Genomic DNA, 20,350 nt, shown 5'->3' on the forward strand with positions numbered 1-20,350 from the left:
TCTCCCAAGTGGAGGTCTACGGTTTTGACAGCAGGGGTCAGATATATATTTTATGATGTAAATTACTTTCAAAACTAAACATTAAGGTGCTGATGAATTAATTAATGTCTTAGACTTTTTATGCACTCGTCCATATATAAAATCAATTTCATATTTTTGCGTATCAGTATACCATTCATAAATTTGTGAACTCACTAATGTTCCCTGCTCTTGATAATTTGTATCAGGTTCACCCATCGCAAGAACAACTAACTGCTCACTATCTCCAATACTAACCACCTCATATACAGAAGATAGTCTTGAGTCTTTATCAACTACAGTCACTGAATTTGAACTACCCTCTTTTTGTATCACAATATCATAACCAAGAAACTGCGTATCACATCCACTCATTAGTAAGAATAAGCTCACTCCAAATATTCTTAATATATATTTGTACATTCATTCCTCCTTGTAAACATATTAATTGTCATTATTATAAGTACTTTTCTTACCTATACTATATATATTTTTATTAATTATTTTTAGATATACTAAAATTGCAGCAGCACCAACTAATAAAGATACTCCGAAAGTAATGAAAGTCACAGGACTTAAAATTCTAAGGTCTGGATTATTATATGTATAAAAATTTGTTCCAAAAACACCAATAGCGGATAGCAAGCTGGTAGCTAATATACCTAAAGCAGTAAACCATTTATTTTGTTGCTCTTGTAGAGCCTGTTTATTTTGTTCCAAGCGATAGGTTAATAAATTATTAATTTGTAAGATATCATCAGCCAATTCATTAGCTAGGCTATCATTACCAAAAGAATGTCGCCAGCGATTATAGAAATCATTATGTTGTGCTAATTGACTGGCTTGTGAGTAACGAAAATGTAAACGAAAACTTAACATTTCTCGACGTAGTTTTTCCAAGTTTATCACCGTATCTTCATTAGCAGATATAAGACTCACATTTGGACAAATATCACTAGTTAATTTAATCAAATAGTTAAACTCAAGATAACTTAATAACACCATAGGCAAGTAAGCATGACGAATAGTATCCTTGATAAACTGTTTGTTATGCTCTATAGCCATTTTTTGTTGATTATTATCTACCATATACATGGTATTAATAACTACTGCACCACCTTCAATACTATTACAGTGAGCAATATTAACAAATGGTAAATAAACCTTCTCTTCAATATTTTGCTTAGTAGGTAAATAATGGAAAGTATGCCGATGTGCTAAGGAGAAAGCCACCATACTAATTTTCTTTTTAATTATTTCAATATCACCATTTTGTAGGCTTATACCCATATTATCAAAACGCAGAGCTGAATAGGTAAAAAATCGCCTTGGCTTTTCTCGTGCTATTACAGAAGGATTGTTTGATTGAGTAGTTGTAGAACACTCAGTACTTGCTACTTCTTGTTGACTGTTATTGGCTATAGATTGTCCAAGCAAATGATAAAATATATCAATTATTTGGCATTTATTTTGGGTTTGTTGAATGGGATCACGATTCTTTTTAATTAAAAAACTAACATTATCTGAGTGTGCATCAGCATGTGCCATTACATGCACAAATTCTAAAATAGCTGGTGTTTGGTATTGTTTTAAAAAATGTTTATCAATACTTAGCTCTACAGTAAGTAGACCCTCACCAAAACTAAACAAATATAATCGTGGTTTTTGATTGTGTGAGCCATTTGTTGCTCGACAAAAGCTAAAGGGGATATATGGTGTTTGCTCTTGGGACATACCCAGACGTGAAACAGCAGAACGGCTTAAATCTATTGCCATTCCCTTATCAAAACGTCCCAGACCGCCATCCAATAATTGCCAAGCCTCATCATTTAGTTCATAGCAATAAGATAATTCATGAGATTGTGCACTTAGCAGCTGGCGAATGTGTGGATATAAATCTTCAGAGATTGCAGGTTGACACACCTGCCATAATGGTTGTGTTTTTAATTTCGCAATTTTTTGCTGTCTTTTTATCTGTCTTTGTCGTTTTTTGACTTCTGGGTTATTGTTATCTGTATTCTCATCATTTGAATTATCCTCTTGCTCTTGTTCTTGCTCTATAGAGTCTGTTTCACTTATTATGGTGGGTAAGATGGTATTTTCTAAATCTTGTAAGTCAAAGGCTTCTAAAAAGACTGGTAACTCCTGACTCAATAAGTTAGCAACTGTTTGTTGTTGCAGGTAACTATCTACGAAGTCATGAATATTACCAGTAAAAGTAAAAGGATATACTAGATGCAAGGAAAACTCAGCAACTTGAGTAGCTTCTGTAAGCACTTGTTGTCGACTCTGCTCTACTGTTTCATTCATAAGTTTATCTCTTTTATTTACTTAATAGATTTTAAAATATAGAAACATCACGATAATTGTTAATATAAGCTTTAATATAAATTTTCACTAAACAATATTATAAAAAATTATTGCTATAAAAATAATGAAAAGTATTTTTTGCGTAATAGAAAATCCTATAAAAAAAACTTTATAATAGTCAGAAAAAGCATTCGAGAACTCTCTGTTCATCAATAAATAATTTCCTCTATGCAAAAATCCGTGTATTAATTGAGTTCTCCATTTTGATGAATAATATCTATTATTGCCTTCAAATTTCCTTTTAAAATCTAAGGAAATTTCTATAGACTTATCACAATCATCTATTGCTTTTTTTGTTTTTCTTATTTGCCTATATAGTATTGCTCTATTTAGATAGGCTTGTATCAGCGTATTATGCCATTCTGGCAAGAAATTCTTTTCATGTATATTTTTCTTTAAATCTATAAGAATATCTATACTTTTATTGCAGTCACTTAAAGCTTTATCATTATATCCTTGCCATATATAAAAAAGCCCTCTATTCATTAAAGATAATGATAAAATATAATCCCACTCTGGTTTATAATTTATTTCTTTATATTTATTTTTTAACTTATAAAAAATTCTTATTGCTAAGTTTAAGTCAATAACTGCCTTTTTTAAACTATTATCCTTTTCAAAAGAAATGTGTGATTTTTTTCTATTAAATAAAAATAGAAGTTTTGCTAAAGAGCTGGTATTTCCTGCAAATAGCTTTGATCTGTTTATATAACAATACCCTAAACTAGCTTTAAAGTCTGGAGTAAAATCAATATTATTTTGAAAACATAAATGCTCCAAACTTGTTTTTATACTTATAGACTCATTCAAGTCACTTATAGCTTTATCTCTCTCTGAAATATCTTCTAATAATAACCCCCTGTTGCTTAAATTAGTTGATAATTTTATTTTATACTGAATATCACCACTTCTCTCACATAATTCATAATATATATTTATTCCTTTGTTCATATAAAATAATGATTTTTTATAGTTGTTAAATCCACCAATGTATAAGCAACCCATATTACATAAAATCATTGCTAAAATATCTTCTTGCGATTCTATAAAATAATTATTGTCAAAGAAATATTTTTTATATTTAATACATAAATAATTATTTGATAATAAAAATTTTCTTAGCAAGAAGTTTTTATGTTTAATTTTTAGTTCTATGCATAGCTTAAGTGAAAACTGATAGTCAAATAAAGCAAGATTACTCTCGCCCATACTCTGATATAGAAGACCTCTACTATTAAAAATATTAGCTAGATCATTTTTCCACTTGTCTGGATATTGATTGTCATGTTTTTGTAATTCTAAATTTATATCAATAGCTCTATTATAATTTTCTAAAGATTTTTCAACTTGATTTTGATCTTTATATAAATTACCTAGATTCATATATATAAGAGCCAAGTCATGTTGACATACTGCTGTGTAACAACCTTCCTTAGATAAGTCTTTCTGTAACTCTAATGCTAACTCAATGGCTTGACTATAATCTGTTAATGCTTTATTGAATTTATTTTGCTCATGATATAAAAGACCTCTATTCATTAGCATCATTGCTAAACTATTTTTCCACTCATACTGCCACTCATTGTCTTGTAAGCTTTGATTACCCTCACTCTGTAGACAATATAAATATAGATTAATCCATTCTAGAGCAGATTGATAATAATAGTTTGTATAATCATCACTATGTTTACTACCATATAAATTCAATAACTGATCATCATTGATTATCTGCTGATAACAGCCAATAATTTCATCTTCTGTTATATATCCTTTATAATTACTCTGTTGTACATAATCACGCACCCTTTGAGCATGACTTAACAAATAACGTAACTGATATAGATTTTCATTGATATCCGTTGCTAATAAATCCCATTGCTCTTGCCATGTCCGATAAAATGGAATACTTAATCGCTCATGCCATCTTTCTACCTCTCCGCCCCAATACTCATCGATAAACTCTCCTAATTCTTTTAGTCCTAAACGATAATGTGCTTGTTCTCCACTACGTTCTACTTTAAATAAACTCTTCAGACTATATAGGGTAAATATCAGTTGACTTGACCAGATACCTGCTGGTTCTTCTAATAATCCTGCAATAGTAGCTAAGTCTAGCCCTCTCCAGTAAAGATTACCTACTTGCTCACTACTACCTGTTATGGTGGTGTCTTCTGTATCTCTAATAGTCATGGCACTGTTTTGAATATCAGCATCTGTCACCGCTGCTTGTTCACAGGCTGTGAGTAAGGTGAGTAAGTCTTGGATACGTTGAAATTGTTTACTTTCTTTACCTAATAGTATTTCTAGGTTTTGTAAGTAGTGTCCGTATAGTGCTTGCCCTTTTGGTAGTTGTTGCAGTTGTGATGGGGTTAGTTGTTGTTCTTGGATTAGGTTTATGAGTAGGCTAAAGTATAAGAATCTTTTTTCTGATTTTTCTAATAGGGTCGTAAATAAACTTGCTTTTTCTTCCTTATTAAATTTTTGTAGTTGTGTTTGTAGTTTGGCATTTAAGTATTGCCATAATAGCTTTTGGTATTCTTTATGTTCTAGGTCTATTTGTATGCTATAACTACTGCTTAGTTGGTTGTCTAGTTGTGGTTGCATCCATGTAGGGCATTCTATTATTGGTCGTGAGGTCAGTAATAGGTAGATACCTTCATTGAGCACAGCTAGGTCTTGGCTTTGCGGTAGTATGTCTAGAATACTGGTTTGGGTATGTTGGTTGTTGGGGTCAGGCTTTCCGATTTCATCTAAGCCATCAATGGCGATGAGTAGTCGATGGGTATGTCTTTGTGGACTAATATTCCACCATTGGTTTAGCCAGTTGATTAGGGCTAGGTGTCCTTGTTTTAGGTCTATTTGTGGTAAGGCTTGTGTACCACTGGTCAGATTGAAGGCTGTTTTTAGTTGTCCATTAATGCTTTCTATAAGGTGGTGAGCAAAGTAGCGAAATTCCCGCCGTATGTGAAATTTGATAGCGATTAGTGAGTCTATTGCTGGATTGTTATCCATCTGACTGCCAATACTGTGTACAAAGATACTTTTACCTATGTGGGCAGGGGCTTGTAACCACATGAGCCCTTGATCTTGGTCGTCAATGAAGTTGGTGAGTGCTTGATATAGGTATTGAGGATATAGATAATCTGCTTCTAAGGATTTTGATTCTAGTAAGTCTACGATGCTTTGATTAAGAGCGTGTTGCTGTAGGTTATTGTCTTCATCGGCTATGTGCTCTAGGTTAATTTGTTCTAGTATGTTGCTTAGTGGTTGTGCTTCGTGTTTAGCAAGTCGTATCCGATGTCCTGATAGGTAGTCTAGGTGATAAAATCCTTGTTTGCCATAGCTGTCATAAATAAAGATGTCTTGTAAGTGGCATTTACGACAGGTATGGATGTGGATATAGGGGCTTAGGAGAATGTCTATATTATGCTTTGTGTCATTAAAGTTAAGGTATAGGTTCTGTTTACTAATATGATGTGCAGTAATGCTTTGCGGAGTTAGCTTATCATGACGTTGTCTAATACTTTCACTGCCAATTAATGGACTGATTATGTTGTCAAGATTGTCTGGGTCTTGGGTGTATAATGTAGTATGTTTCCATGGATTGTTATCTATGAGTATGCGATGCAGTTGTTCAAGCCTTTGTGCAAAGTCTTCCCATAGTTCTTGTGTCTGTAATCTTAATGCACCATGTCCTATTTCGTCATTACGCCAACTGACCATGTCATTCAGTAGCCTATAGGCAGCACTTTGTCTTGGATTATAAAGCCATGTAGCAAGTTGTTGTCCCAGTCCATAGTTTGCTGTTTGACTATCTAAAATGGCTCTGGCATTGTTACGCATCATCCCCATCCAATGACCTAAGCTTAATGCTGCAAATAGCTTTTGATTCATTTCTTGTGGGTCAAAGTTGGGATCGGTATGCTGAAGCCATTGGTGCATGCTGATGGTGGTAAATTTAATGACAACTTCTATGATATCTTTGAGTTGCAAAATGGCAGTGATAAAGGTGCCTTCATCTAAAATGGTTTGCAATCGATGGTATTCATGAGCAATAGGGGCTGGCCAATTATTCAGGATTTCTTTTTGCCATAGTTCACTGTTTGCTAAGCTTTTACAAAAGTCTTTTTCATTTATTATTTTATCTTCATTTGCGCTTAATATTTTATTCTCAGAGGCAGTTTGTATGGAAGCATTCCATTGATGTTTACAGTCTTCACATTTGTATTCTTGCCTTTTGTTTGACCAAGTTGTGTCATCGCTTTGACAATTAGGGCAAATCCTATCAATAGATTGGTTTGACATTTTATTTCCTTTTAAGTATTTATTAAGGATTTAAGTTTATCAAGCCATTGTATTTCATCAGTAGTTAATTGCTCTGTTGCATAGGTAGATTCAATATTAGCAATAAGTATTTTGGTAGATTGGTTAAGCTTATCTGTTATTTGTTCATCATGTAAATTTAGCATTTCATGTAGGCGATGTTGCAGTTCCAGTAAACGTGATAGATACTCTTGTTTACTTTGTTTAATAACTAGTTCCACTAAGATCTGCCTAGCTTGTTCTAAATCCTGTTGCATAGCCGGAATATTTTCAAGTTCTTTATGAACTAAACTACGTAACATCAAAACCTCTATTAAATCATTTTTCCATCTAAAAGAATAGATACTTTTACCAGACAGTAAGTTATATAAGTCTTTATATAAATTTATCGCTTGGCTATAATAATCAAGTGCCTTTTTATAATTTTTTTCTTCAATTTTAATATAATTTCCACGTTTTACTAATAAATCTATTATATTATTTTTCCAGTTATCAAGAGAGTCAATATCTTCTTCTAAAGTTCTTTCTAACTTTTCATATAACACTAAGTATTTTTCTATATCATTATAATAATTTATATTTTCTGACTTTTTAAGACTTAGTAATAATACTTGATTTACTAGTAAATTATTGAATGTATGATTCCAATCTAATGAGTAATTATCATCACTAATTTTATTATATAAATCTTTAGACAATTCAATAGATTCATTATAATTTTCTAAAGTTCTTTTATCATTTCCCATCAAATAAAATAATGATCCTCTATTCATAATACAGTTTGCTAAGGAGTTTTGCCATTTTGGTAAGTAATTAATTGTATTATGCAACTTATCATATAAATTCTTTGAAAGAGCAATGGCACGATTATAGTCTTCTAATGCATATGTATATTTCCCCATAATTGTATATAACTTTCCACGATTTTTTAGTATATCAATAAAATCACTTTGCCACTTGGGTGAATAATTACCCAAGGGATTAAGTTCAAAATACAACTCTTCACGCAATCTTACTGAGATATTGAAGTCATTAAGAGCTGAAACGTAATCACATTTCTTTTCTAGAAGACTACCTCGATTATTTAAAACTCGTGCCAAATTATTTTTCCATTTTCTTTGATATTTTTTGCTATATTTTAATCTTTCATATAAATCCTTACGTAAAACTACTGCAAAATTATAATCTTCTAATGCTAGATCAAACTTTCTATAATTTCTAAATAGATTACCTCTATTATTTAAAACACTTGCTAAATCATCTTGATATTTATCAGAATCTCTATTTAAAAATTCTTTATTTTTATATATATTTTTCCTTAAAAAAATAGCTTTATTATAGTCAGATAATGCCATTTGATAATTTCTTTGACTTTTAAACAAGTTTCCACGATTATTCAATACCATCGCTAAAGAGTTCTGGGAAAAATATAAATCACTACTTTTTCTATTGAATACTTGGCATAGATGCTCTTGTAGTGAAACTGCATAATTATAATCATTAATAGCAGATATTAAATCTCCAATAGATCTTAATAAATTACCACGTCTAACTAAAGTTCCTACTAAATTATCTTTCCACACTGAAGTTATAGATTCTTCTTTTTCTGATTTTTTTTGCAAATTTTTAAGTAATAAAATAGATTTATTATAATTAACTAAAGCTAAATTACTATCTCCAAGTGTTCTTATTAACTGTCCTCGTCTCATTAATGCCTCTGCAATGCTATTTATTTTTTTATTATCACTTATATCATTTTCACTCTGTAGACAATATAAATATAGATTAATCCATTCTAAAGCAGATAGATAATAAGAAGCTTTGTTATCTAATTCATACTTCTTATAATAAGTCTTCAATAAATCCTCATCATTTATAATTAATAGAAAATATTCGTCAATATAATTACCTTTGAAATCTTGTTTATCATTTAATTGTTTGAATGTTAATTCACGCACCCTTTGAGCATGACTTAACAAATAACGTAACTGATATAGATTTTCATTGATATCCGTTGCTAATAAATCCCATTGCTCTTGCCATGTCCGATAAAATGGAATACTTAATCGCTCATGCCATCTTTCTACCTCTCCGCCCCAATACTCATCGATAAACTCTCCTAATTCTTTTAGTCCTAAACGATAATGTGCTTGTTCTCCACTACGTTCTACTTTAAATAAACTCTTCAGACTATATAGGGTAAATATCAGTTGACTTGACCAGATACCTGCTGGTTCTTCTAATAATCCTGCAATAGTAGCTAAGTCTAGCCCTCTCCAGTAAAGATTACCTACTTGCTCACTACTACCTGTTATGGTGGTGTCTTCTGTATCTCTAATAGTCATGGCACTGTTTTGAATATCAGCATCTGTCACCGCTGCTTGTTCACAGGCTGTGAGTAAGGTGAGTAAGTCTTGGATACGTTGAAATTGTTTACTTTCTTTACCTAATAGTATTTCTAGGTTTTGTAAGTAGTGTCCGTATAGTGCTTGCCCTTTTGGTAGTTGTTGCAGTTGTGATGGGGTTAGTTGTTGTTCTTGGATTAGGTTTATGAGTAGGCTAAAGTATAAGAATCTTTTTTCTGATTTTTCTAATAGGGTCGTAAATAAACTTGCTTTTTCTTCCTTATTAAATTTTTGTAGTTGTGTTTGTAGTTTGGCATTTAAGTATTGCCATAATAGCTTTTGGTATTCTTTATGTTCTAGGTCTATTTGTATGCTATAACTACTGCTTAGTTGGTTGTCTAGTTGTGGTTGCATCCATGTAGGGCATTCTATTATTGGTCGTGAGGTCAGTAATAGGTAGATACCTTCATTGAGCACAGCTAGGTCTTGGCTTTGCGGTAGTATGTCTAGAATACTGGTTTGGGTATGTTGGTTGTTGGGGTCAGGCTTTCCGATTTCATCTAAGCCATCAATGGCGATGAGTAGTCGATGGGTATGTCTTTGTGGACTAATATTCCACCATTGGTTTAGCCAGTTGATTAGGGCTAGGTGTCCTTGTTTTAGGTCTATTTGTGGTAAGGCTTGTGTACCACTGGTCAGATTGAAGGCTGTTTTTAGTTGTCCATTAATGCTTTCTATAAGGTGGTGAGCAAAGTAGCGAAATTCCCGCCGTATGTGAAATTTGATAGCGATTAGTGAGTCTATTGCTGGATTGTTATCCATCTGACTGCCAATACTGTGTACAAAGATACTTTTACCTATGTGGGCAGGGGCTTGTAACCACATGAGCCCTTGATCTTGGTCGTCAATGAAGTTGGTGAGTGCTTGATATAGGTATTGAGGATATAGATAATCTGCTTCTAAGGATTTTGATTCTAGTAAGTCTACGATGCTTTGATTAAGAGCGTGTTGCTGTAGGTTATTGTCTTCATCGGCTATGTGCTCTAGGTTAATTTGTTCTAGTATGTTGCTTAGTGGTTGTGCTTCGTGTTTAGCAAGTCGTATCCGATGTCCTGATAGGTAGTCTAGGTGATAAAATCCTTGTTTGCCATAGCTGTCATAAATAAAGATGTCTTGTAAGTGGCATTTACGACAGGTATGGATGTGGATATAGGGGCTTAGGAGAATGTCTATATTATGCTTTGTGTCATTAAAGTTAAGGTATAGGTTCTGTTTACTAATATGATGTGCAGTAATGCTTTGCGGAGTTAGCTTATCATGACGTTGTCTAATACTTTCACTGCCAATTAATGGACTGATTATGTTGTCAAGATTGTCTGGGTCTTGGGTGTATAATGTAGTATGTTTCCATGGATTGTTATCTATGAGTATGCGATGCAGTTGTTCAAGCCTTTGTGCAAAGTCTTCCCATAGTTCTTGTGTCTGTAATCTTAATGCACCATGTCCTATTTCGTCATTACGCCAACTGACCATGTCATTCAGTAGCCTATAGGCAGCACTTTGTCTTGGATTATAAAGCCATGTAGCAAGTTGTTGTCCCAGTCCATAGTTTGCTGTTTGACTATCTAAAATGGCTCTGGCATTGTTACGCATCATCCCCATCCAATGACCTAAGCTTAATGCTGCAAATAGCTTTTGATTCATTTCTTGTGGGTCAAAGTTGGGATCGGTATGCTGAAGCCATTGGTGCATGCTGATGGTGGTAAATTTAATGACAACTTCTATGATATCTTTGAGTTGCAAAATGGCAGTGATAAAGGTGCCTTCATCTAAAATGGTTTGCAATCGATGGTATTCATGAGCAATAGGGGCTGGCCAATTATTCAGGATTTCTTTTTGCCATAGTTCACTGTTTGCTAAGCTTTTACAAAAGTCTTTTTCATTTATTATTTTATCTTCATTTGCGCTTAATATTTTATTCTCAGAGGCAGTTTGTATGGAAGCATTCCATTGATGTTCACAGTCTTCACATGTGTATTGTTGTCTTTTAGTAGATAAAACTGTGTCATCGCTTTGACAATTGGGGCAGATGCTATCAATAGATTGATTTGGCATTTGATTTCCTTTTAGATTATCTTATTTTTATAAATATTTAAATCATTTTTTAATAAAAAACCTTAAAACCCATTTAAATGCAGAAGCATCTGTAGTTCCCATTTTAGCTATTAACAATCTATAACCTTTGCCATACACACTGTCTGAATTTTTATGTGCATCATTACCTACTCTAACATGTGCTAACCTTTCATCATCAAATTCAGCATAAGGCTTTTCATTTAAATAATCTAAAAAAGACTCTTCAGCCCATACAGCATGCCCCTCTATAATATGTTTTCCATATTTACTCTCTAACTTTACATAATCTGTATATTCATATTGCCATATATGGCATAACTCATGAACTAAAGTCCCAGCAGTATTTTCGATACTATGACCAGATTCAAGCATTACTTTATATTTACTATTGCTCAAAGAAGTAGCTGAGCTTAAAATACCTTTACTCACTGCAAGTCCAATCGCTCGACTATCAAAACGAGAGGTAGGAATAAAAGTTGTATTCTGTTGCTGAGATATCTTAGTTTGATCTACCAACTGAATCTGTAAATCAGGAAAATTGCTTATTTCGTGTTGGCTACTATAAAAATCTAGAATTAAGTTTTGATATATTTTTTTTACTTCCGCAACATCAGTAACTCCTACTTGATAACACTCATCACAACTAATGCGTCCATCACTGAGTACAAAACTTGTTTCTTCTTTTGCAATTACTTTTTGACATATATCACACTCATAAATCAAACCTGTGTCATTATCAATGAGCTTATATTTCTCAGCCTGCTTTTCTATACGTCTTCTTCTAGAAGTAATCTTAAACTCATGAGTACTACCAAATAAATTTTTAATAGCCTCTCTTAACCCTAGTAAATCTATTGCATCATCTACCACATGACTACCATAACTAAACCAATTACTAGAAGGATAACTAATATTCTCCAAGCAGACTTGCTTTAATCTTCTATCAACCTCCACTTTAGAATCAACCAAAAACCATTCTAACCAATCGTAACATAAATCTAATAAATGCTGAAAGTTATCATAAATTGTTCGTATGATACCCAAATCTGTATGACTATCTTCAAATATCCATACACAACTTATACGTTTCACTCCATCACTACTAAAATTTAACTCTGGAATACAAATATTTGTTACGACATCTTTTGGTCTATTATTATTATCAACCAATTGGGGGGCACTGACAAAAAATGGATGTATCTCTGGTAACAATGTTATTATTGACTCATTTAGCCATGCGGAAAGAGCAATAGCCGATTGATCTGTTAATAATGATTGGTTGTTATTATTAAGCAGCTTGATACGCAAAACACGCCCAAACGGATAATCTCGTTCAACAAACTCATAATCTGATTTAACAGTTATCGATGGATTTTTCCACATACTATTATTACAGATAATTTCATTGCCACAGTGAACTGAAAAATTCAAAATATAACTATCTATAACTAGCTTTCCATCTTTATATGAAGTGACACTAGAAAGAGAACGAACCTTAGTCCATTGTGCTGGAAACTGTGCAACTGTAATATATTTATCAAGGCGATAATCAAGCAAACTGACATCATTACAATGGGTGACATTAATTAGATTATTGTGTGCATCAATACTCTCAACTGTAAATACTTTCCCAAAAAAAAGTACTTGTTTACCAACCCAATAATACTGATAAATATGATCTTTTAAAATAGTACTGAAATGGTTATTACCGTCTCTAACTTCTACTGATTGCAACCAATCTATACTTCTATGCAAATAATTTTCATCAATAGATACAAAGCCTTTATTTAGATAACCCTGCTTTTCATCATCCCATTCATTTAATAAAGTAAACCTTAACTGATTAGCAACTGTCTCACCAAAATATTTACCCACCAAATATTTAAACTGACCAAATATATCATTTTCATAATAATTACTATCGCCATTTTGAGTATCAATTTTACTCAATAAATAGCTAATATTTACTAATGATAATCGTGAAGAGTGTTTTAAACGCTGCAGTAAAACTAATACTGTATTATAAGGTGAATTTCTCTTTATCCTAGGTGATAGAGGTTGGATTGGTACTGTTGCAAAGCAATGAGCATTTGCTAAAAAATATTCAAGCATTAGAGTTTGTTTAGCCACAACATTTGAAATAGTCAAATCAGGAAAGCTAAATGCTAAACTTTTTAAAGTTAACCATGGATTACCAGTATTATCAGAAATAGTAACAGCACCACTAAATTTTTCATACTTTGCAAAAAACTGCCAAGAAACATTATCTTGCATTTTATACATCACTTGACTTATGTTTTCATCAAGATTTTCCAGTCTATCTTTTTCTCCACTTTCATTGGTAAATACTGCTAGATTATTCGTACGTTCTATCCCCCAACGCCCTGCAAATTGAGCCAAAGGTGCAATAATTCCTATTGATTGACCAGAATTATTGGGAATCAGCTTATTACGGTAATCATCACTTTCACAAGAAGACCAAATTGTCCACCAATGTTTTTTCACTTCATCTGTAGTAATATTGAAATATGTTTCACGCCACAGGGTTGTTTCATTCTTAGCCTTAGAGTCATATAAAGGTAATACCTCCTTTAATGCAGGCTCTACAGAATTTCTCGGTTTAATAAGAATAAGCAAGTTAGGGAATGCTTGCACTTTTAGACCTACCAATTTATCTTGTAATAGATAAAAAGCAGTTTCCCAAATATTGGGTTCATAAAATACATCATCACCTGACTCAATAAGAATTAATCTTACTTTCTTTATCCAAGAATTATACTCATCGTCTTTTAATATATCTATTAAATCATAAATAGAACATCGATAACCAAAACCATGATTAAATGGAGTAGTTATATAAGTTTCATCCAAAAATATATTTTCATGTATTTCAATTTCATTAATTTTTTTAGAGGTATAACCTTTTAAAATTAAAACATGCTCCCCTTTATCTGTAATACTATTTATTTTATTTTTAATACTTATAGCGACCTTCCTATTTGGATAAGTATTGATAACCAAAGCACCTTCCTTATCCATCAACCCTTCAATAGTTTTAATTTTCGCCATTTTTTTTAGGTCCTGTAGATATATTACCAGCTACTAGCCATTTTTCCTTCCAAAATTTATGATAACGTTTCCAGAGATCTTCATAAAGTAAGTTTTTCTCTACATCATCATCTTTCTGCTCTTCAAATTTAGGTTCATAGCTATATTTATGCACCGTACCACTTAACCATAAATACCAATCAACAGCAATCACAATAAAGAAATCAAAAAACCAAACCAACCATGGAATTGGATAAGCAGAGTAATAGACACCACTTGAAAAGTACCATATAAATAAACCACATCCAAGTATCATAAATATAAACGCAAAAGGTTTAGAAAATGTAACCCACGGCTTTAGATAAGTACCTGACAGCTCAGTAATATATGCAATATCATAAATATTTTGAAATATTTTTTTAAAAAAATCTTCATTATTATTTATAATATTTATAAATGAAGCTCTTAACATCAAAAGAATACAAGAATATACTAAACTGAAAATTATAAATATTTCGAATTGCAATTTAGGTATCGAAATATGAAATGATGACAATATATAATTAACAATATTTATTGTAGTACTAGGAGTATTGTTAACTAAAGCACTATACTGATTAATAAAAATATATAATAAAAGAAAAAATATAAGCGTTATAATTATATCAAATATAATAACAATTGAATGCTGAAACCTCTTATTTTTATTTGATTTAAACATAATTAACCAACTAATTATCCATAATAACAATAGGAAAATTCCTAAAGTTGGTATTTTAGAAGTCACATATAACACTATATTTAGAGTAGAAATTATTGACAGCCAAATCCCAAAATGAAATAATATTTTTTTTAATATAGGCATAACCAACCACCCTAGTAAGTTAAATAAAAATTTATTTTAATTCGATACTCTCAACACCTATCAGCTTATTAAGTATACTATAGTGTTGAATACTAGGATTAATAATCTGATTTCCCTGTTTTATGGTAGGATACTGGGGGCTAGATCCTCTCCAACCTAACTCCGACGAAAAAATTATATTTTCCAATGGATTGATATCATAATAGTTGTTTTCATTAATATTATAAATAATGAAATCCTCATTATTATTAGGTATATAACAATATTTGATGTAGTTAATAAGGTTTGTTTTAAAATAAGAGTACTTGCTGTCTTTATTCTTTTGGTATTTTTCAATATTCTCAATTAGGTTTCTATTTTTACCTAGCATTTGAATTTGAAGATTTTTTGATCTAGCATTAATTTCACTCTGACTATCTATAATGATACTATTATGTATATTTGCTAAGTTAGCCTTTATCTTGTTATATTGATCAATGGTTCTACGGTGCTTTATTAATAATAAAATTAAAGAGATTACTATCATTAAAAATAAGCTTATGAGTAATACTGGAATAAGATATTGATATTGTATGGGTAAATATGTAATTGGCTGAAATAGCAACGATGTATTATTTGTGGCATATAAGAGTATAAATAATATAATAAATATAGAGGATACCAAAGTCACATATAATACAGTAGTTGTTGGTCGCAAACGTAATGTATCAATCATTACTTCTCTATTATTTTGCTGCCAATCTTTTAATGTTTTTTCAAAACTTATTATATGTCTAGAAAAATGATTATTATCCTCTGTTTCACTAAGCGTCTGTTTATGTATAGCAATACTTTCATCAATTATACTTTTTATACAAGACAGCTTCTTTTGATTTGAGTTTGACTCAAAATCTTTTAATTTAGGATTACCATCTAGTGAATTAGCTAGCTGCTGAATAGATTGTTGCTGTTGAACTTGATTTAATGCTGCTAAACAGTTTTCATAATCTTCGTTTAACTTAGTCTCAAAATTATGACAACTTGCTAAAGTCTTCTTAATTTCACTATCAAACCACTCCTCAACTTTTCTCTCATCGAGTATTGGATGATAAAAGTAAGAAATATCTATGTCATTTATTATAAACTCTGGCAACTGAGTTTCGATAGTTTGTGCAATGTTTAGTGAATAAAAACTATTATTATCTAAATTATATACATATCTATCATAAGTATCAGACCTTCCAATAAAATCTCTAACTGCTTGATAATATTGCTGCATATAACTCACTGCATCAAATAGTATCTGTTGACTGGATTTTAAATAAAGCTCTTGGTATAAGTTTACTGTTCCAACATGTCCCAATATATTATTTTGATATTTTAAAAAAACCAATGCCATTGGCAACATAAATCTATTAGCAATATTCGTTTGATTATGAGGATTTAAGAGTGTTTTTATTACTACTGGAGGCAGATAAGATATATCTTCTTCATAAGGAACACTATATGTAATTTCTGTATAGCTGTCTATACGACCTAATAATGGAAGTGGCAACCATACTAAAGGCTTTATTTTTATCAAACCTGAGCGCAGACTATCTTTAATGATACTTGGTATATTATTGAGTAAATCACTCCCTAAATAATCATTCAAATTTAAGACATTATAATCATTATTGTTGTACTCATCTATTTCATATAAAAACCAAAATTCAATTGGCATATGTTGATGTTGTATACAGTAGTGCACTAAATTACAACATTCTCTCCAAGCAGTTTTATTAATTTCTGCTGGAGAGAATATCAAAAATCCATCTGAACATTCACTATTTAAATGTGGACTAAATTTATCTAGTTTTCCATCTATATCGAAAACTACTATTTTTCTCATACTCTAGTCCATATAATTATCAATGTATGTCAATACATTATTAACGTATGATTCACTTGTTTTATCTTGTAAACCTACCACGTCTAACTTTAAGCGATTCATTACATTATTAAAGGTCTGTTTGGTTAGATTATTTTCATATCTTGAGCTTATCGTGTTATAAATACTCTTTAATAAAACATTAATTAAAGTCATCTGTCTATCTCGACCTATATTCAAATCTGTGGTCTGAGAAGGAACCTCATAAATTAACTCTAGCAACGCTACAGCATGCTTAATAATTGGAGCAGCTTCAGGTTTTTTATGCAAGTCTTTTAAGCGTTGCTCTTCCCTATCTTTAATTTCTTGCACTAGATGATAATTAACTGCAAATACATCTACTAAGTTAAATAATGTTGCTTCAGCTGCTTTTCTATTTAGACCTGGAATAGGTACAGGATGCCCTTTACTAACATTCCAATGCCATAATGCAATCAAATCAAATTTTAATGAAAAAACTAATGGTTTTTCATTATCATCTAAACGATAGGCTTCATTTAATAATGTGGCTTCAAAGATACTTTCAATTGCTTTTTCTTGTTTTATATCATCTACTTCTGGCAGAAAAGCAGGCGAATCCCAATGATCATCTAAATGAGGGGTAGTAGATTTTCTAGGTACTTTTCTAGAAGCTGCTACTCTTTGCTCATAAGCAAGTCGATAAACACCATTCTCATCACCAATATCACTAATATCTACCGCACACAAACCATACTTCATCGCAAGTTTACTAATTTTATATTCTGAAAACCCACTATTCACAAATGGTTTACCAATAATAGCTTCAATATTATTAGGTGTCCACGCATCTCGAACATCAGGGTGCATACAGACAAAGTTAAAATCCTCTCCTTGTGAACCAGTTTTAAGATTAATGAGAGGTACTGCTAATGCATTCAATTTATTAATATAACTTTGTAACTGATAAGCAGGCTCTATATCACTTGGTATTGCTCCCATTCGTTGATCTATTTCTAGTTCTTTTCTAATAGCTTCAGAGACATTCATATTAATGTTGTCAGATTTCGCTATCTCTTGTTTACACCAACTTAAAACATAATTTTCAAAAACTTCACTAACCCATTTAGTCGATTGCTTTGGTGGTAGTTGATCAATATACTGCTTACCTTTTTGTTTATAAATAGAAGTGTATATTTGTTTTGAAATATCTGCTGGGAACTGATTATTCGCTTTTTGTGTCTTTTCAATTTCCCACAACTTTTCTTTAATACTTTTACTGGCGAGTACATATACTACAGTTGGATTAGTTTTATTATCATGTTGACTGGCAAGCTTGTTGATTGTCTGTTTATTTTGGTTAACCACATTTTCTAAACGATTGAACCAAATACGCCAAGTTTCAGCAAAATCTTCTAGATAACCTAATAGTGTTTCATAGCAATCAATCTGTACTAATAGCCTTGCATTTAATTCGATATTATTTTTTTGTGCTTTAGATTTACTTTCATATTCTTCTGCAAATCTTTTAAGATCACCTTTTAAACGACTCCAAACACCTGTACTTTCTCTTGCTTTATCTACTGCTGACTCTATAGCCTCCGTTTTAGGATTATCATAAACTATACTATAATTATCAAGATTCTCTTCGGTCTTAACTTGTCGAGATTTACACTCTTGTAATTTAGCTGTTAAAATTTGGATAGATTCACATAAGAAATAGCGCATAGCAAGAGGATGCATAGCCTCAGACTGAGATAATAACCATGTATTTAACTGAATCTCTTGTTGAGGCAATACATCCATATTTTTTTGATAAGGTGACCATATGACCTCTTTAGCGACCGCTAATCCTGAGTTTTGTACTCGCTGTTCCATCTCTTTTTGGTAGCGTGATAATGCTTGCTCATAGCCCCTAACTTGTGGTTCAACATTTTCTGAGTCTTTTAGAGCATCTAAATTCAGCACCAACATTTTGTTTTTCTCATCAACTGCTTGTGCTACGATCTCTTCAAGACGCTTTGCAATTTTATTTAGCCACAATATATGTTTAACTTCAGTACGTTCCCCTCTTTCATTAAGCACATGTAAATCATTATATATATGACGATAAAATGGAGTTGGCTTTTGTACTTCACATTTTTCACGAACAAGCTCAGTAAAGCGTTTATTTTGATCAGGAATTTCTTGCAAAATACCTTCTTTGCGTAAGCTCTCTACTCGACGTACCTCTTCTAATATTTGTTCATCTATTTCTAGCCAATCAGCAGATATACCATCAATTGCCCAACGTAGCGACATATACTCAATCATATCTTTTATAGGATATTCTATGCTCGCCACTCCCGCTGAGGAATAATTTGAGCGATTACCTGAAGCAATATGATGATTAATGAGATTATCAGTTTGTGAACCAATACCACCTTTACCAATCAATGGAGAAAATAAATGCAGCCTTATTGTATCAAAAGCATTTTCAATATAATTGTTTTTACTGTTAATATTACCACCTTTAGCATCTGCATAATCAAATAATGTGACCACATCAAAAGGTGGTGTACCTATACCAATTTCAACAGCATCAGTTTGGTTTGGTTGATATTCTAAAGCGATGGGATATAACGTCTTACTACCACTTATGGTATTGTTTTGGCTAGTTCTTATTGCACATACAGCATCCAACTCTTTGAGCGAGGCATAGCCATTTGCTCGAACATTTTCTACTAAACTTTGGCTATTGTAGTCACCAGATTGAATAAAAACCTCTGGCATAACAATAAAGCTGCGAACAGTAATACCCGTTACTCCTTTTTGTTCAAAAAATGCTCTAATATATAACGCCAACTGTAAAAAACATCCTGACCCTGTACCGCCTGCAATTGAATTAATCATAACAATACGGGCAGGCTCCACTAGTTGTTGATCCCTTCTAGCCAAAAGCCGTTGTAATTTGTTATTTAAAATATTAATTCGATTACTTTTTATCGTATCTAACATAGCAAGGCGAGAAATACTACGCACCTGTGCCGCCCCCTCCGGCATAATCTTATATCCTAAGAAACCATCTAATAAATCAACTGGAAACCATTGCTCCACACCTTTACTAACTCGTAATCTATTAACACAAGACATCACCACTTCATTCGGACTGGTTTGAATCATAGAGTTACTATTTTTTAATGTCTCATATATATCCTCTTTTAATTCATGTACGTCTGTATCTAATACCACAGCTTCGACATATTTTTTTTGTTCATCAGAGAGCTCCTCATAAAGGCTATTGGCCATATAACAACCAAGCCCTCCTAAACCAATAATTAAAGTAGGTGCATCACTAATAAACTCATGTATATTACGATTAGTATTATCTGACATATT

The 20,350-nt window shown here is 32.0% G+C and carries 8 protein-coding genes; all 8 read right to left on the bottom strand.

Annotation, left to right across the window (positions count from 1 at the left end; all coding sequences use genetic code 11):
• Positions 1 to 81: 81 nt before the first annotated feature.
• The 8 genes from FHK89_RS05165 to FHK89_RS05200 all read right to left on the bottom strand — a co-directional run bounded on the left by FHK89_RS05165 (position 82) and on the right by FHK89_RS05200 (position 20,347).
• On the bottom strand, positions 82 to 441 hold the full coding sequence (locus FHK89_RS05165) for a hypothetical protein (protein WP_230657580.1): 360 nt from the start codon (positions 439 to 441) through the stop codon (positions 82 to 84).
• A 21-nt stretch (positions 442 to 462) separates the two neighbouring features.
• On the bottom strand, positions 463 to 2,328 hold the full coding sequence (locus FHK89_RS05170) for a hypothetical protein (RefSeq protein WP_230657583.1): 1,866 nt from the start codon (positions 2,326 to 2,328) through the stop codon (positions 463 to 465).
• 87 nt (positions 2,329 to 2,415) lie between these two features.
• Complete coding sequence (locus FHK89_RS05175; protein WP_230657585.1) at positions 2,416 to 6,693, bottom strand: hypothetical protein; 4,278 nt, start codon at positions 6,691 to 6,693, stop codon at positions 2,416 to 2,418.
• Between the two features lie 11 nt (positions 6,694 to 6,704).
• Positions 6,705 to 11,171 (bottom strand): hypothetical protein, encoded by a 4,467-nt coding sequence (locus FHK89_RS05180; RefSeq protein ID WP_230657588.1) that lies wholly within the window; start codon positions 11,169 to 11,171, stop codon positions 6,705 to 6,707.
• Positions 11,172 to 11,213: 42 nt separating this feature from the next.
• The gene (locus FHK89_RS05185) at positions 11,214 to 14,261 is read right to left on the bottom strand and encodes a hypothetical protein (RefSeq protein ID WP_230657592.1); all 3,048 of its coding nucleotides are present in this window, start codon (positions 14,259 to 14,261) and stop codon (positions 11,214 to 11,216) included.
• Positions 14,248 to 15,105: a hypothetical protein gene (locus tag FHK89_RS05190; protein ID WP_230657595.1), complete on the bottom strand. Its 858-nt coding sequence runs from the start codon at positions 15,103 to 15,105 to the stop codon at positions 14,248 to 14,250. The genes FHK89_RS05185 and FHK89_RS05190 overlap by 14 nt, the downstream gene beginning before the upstream one ends.
• Before the next feature lie 31 nt (positions 15,106 to 15,136).
• Positions 15,137 to 16,975: a hypothetical protein gene (locus FHK89_RS05195; protein ID WP_230657597.1), complete on the bottom strand. Its 1,839-nt coding sequence runs from the start codon at positions 16,973 to 16,975 to the stop codon at positions 15,137 to 15,139.
• Positions 16,976 to 16,978: 3 nt separating this feature from the next.
• The gene (locus FHK89_RS05200; protein ID WP_230657600.1) at positions 16,979 to 20,347 is read right to left on the bottom strand and encodes a tubulin-like doman-containing protein; all 3,369 of its coding nucleotides are present in this window, start codon (positions 20,345 to 20,347) and stop codon (positions 16,979 to 16,981) included.
• Positions 20,348 to 20,350: the final 3 nt, after the last annotated feature.

Source organism: Psychrobacter sp. I-STPA10 (genome assembly GCF_021012795.1).
In the GTDB taxonomy this organism is placed as follows: domain Bacteria; phylum Pseudomonadota; class Gammaproteobacteria; order Pseudomonadales; family Moraxellaceae; genus Psychrobacter.